We start from the raw sequence: 1,535 nt of genomic DNA, 5'->3' as shown, positions 1-1,535 counted from the left end.
GTTTCAGAACCAACACAGTGGACGCGAGCAACTGAGGACAAGCCCTCGGCCTATTAGTACCAGTCACCTCCACCCGTTACCGGGCTTCCAGATCTGGCCTATCAACCCAGTCGTCTACTGGGAGCCTTAACCCCTCAAAGGGGGTGGGAATACTCATCTTGAAGCAGGCTTCCCGCTTAGATGCTTTCAGCGGTTATCCTTTCCGAACGTAGCCAACCAGCCATGCCCTTGGCAGGACAACTGGCACACCAGAGGTTCGTCCGTCCCGGTCCTCTCGTACTAGGGACAGCCCTTCTCAATATTCCTACGCGCACAGCGGATAGGGACCGAACTGTCTCACGACGTTCTAAACCCAGCTCGCGTACCGCTTTAATGGGCGAACAGCCCAACCCTTGGGACCGACTCCAGCCCCAGGATGCGACGAGCCGACATCGAGGTGCCAAACCATCCCGTCGATATGGACTCTTGGGGAAGATCAGCCTGTTATCCCCGGGGTACCTTTTATCCGTTGAGCGACGGCGCTTCCACAAGCCACCGCCGGATCACTAGTCCCGACTTTCGTCCCTGCTCGACCCGTCGGTCTCACAGTCAAGCTCCCTTGTGCACTTACACTCAACACCTGATTACCAACCAGGCTGAGGGAACCTTTGGGCGCCTCCGTTACTCTTTGGGAGGCAACCGCCCCAGTTAAACTACCCATCAGACACTGTCCCTGATCCGGATCACGGACCCAGGTTAGACATCCAGCACGACCAGAGTGGTATTTCAACGTTGACTCCACGAACACTGGCGTGCCCGCTTCACAGTCTCCCACCTATCCTACACAAGCCGAACCGAACACCAATATCAAACTGTAGTAAAGGTCCCGGGGTCTTTCCGTCCTGCTGCGCGAAACGAGCATCTTTACTCGTAGTGCAATTTCACCGGGCCTATGGTTGAGACAGTCGAGAAGTCGTTACGCCATTCGTGCAGGTCGGAACTTACCCGACAAGGAATTTCGCTACCTTAGGATGGTTATAGTTACCACCGCCGTTTACTGGCGCTTAAGTTCTCAGCTTCGCACACCCGAAAGTGCACTAACCGGTCCCCTTAACGTTCCAGCACCGGGCAGGCGTCAGTCCGTATACATCGCCTTACGGCTTCGCACGGACCTGTGTTTTTAGTAAACAGTCGCTTCTCGCTGGTCTCTGCGGCCACCCCCAGCTCAGAGTGCAAGACTCATCACCGGTGATGGCCCCCCTTCTCCCGAAGTTACGGGGGCATTTTGCCGAGTTCCTTAACCATAGTTCACCCGAACGCCTCGGTATTCTCTACCTGACCACCTGAGTCGGTTTAGGGTACGGGCCGCCATGAAACTCGCTAGAGGCTTTTCTCGACAGCATAGGATCATCCACTTCACCACAATCGGCTCGGCATCAGGTCTCAGACTTAATGCAAGGCGGATTTACCTACCTTGCGTCCTACACCCTTACCCCGGGACAACCACCGCCCGGGCTGGACTACCTTCCTGCGTCACCCCATCACTCACCTACTAC

The 1,535-nt window shown here is 56.0% G+C and carries 1 rRNA gene; it reads right to left on the bottom strand.

The features are described 5' to 3' along the window. Positions 1-33 precede the first annotated feature (33 nt). Positions 34-1,535 (bottom strand): 23S ribosomal RNA (locus ACWFRU_RS42400); the annotation flags it as partial.

The sequence above is a fragment of the Streptomyces sp. NPDC055099 genome, from assembly GCF_053607685.1.
The sequence above is the reverse complement of the archived record's forward strand: the minus strand, read 5'-3'. Positions and strand labels throughout refer to the sequence as shown.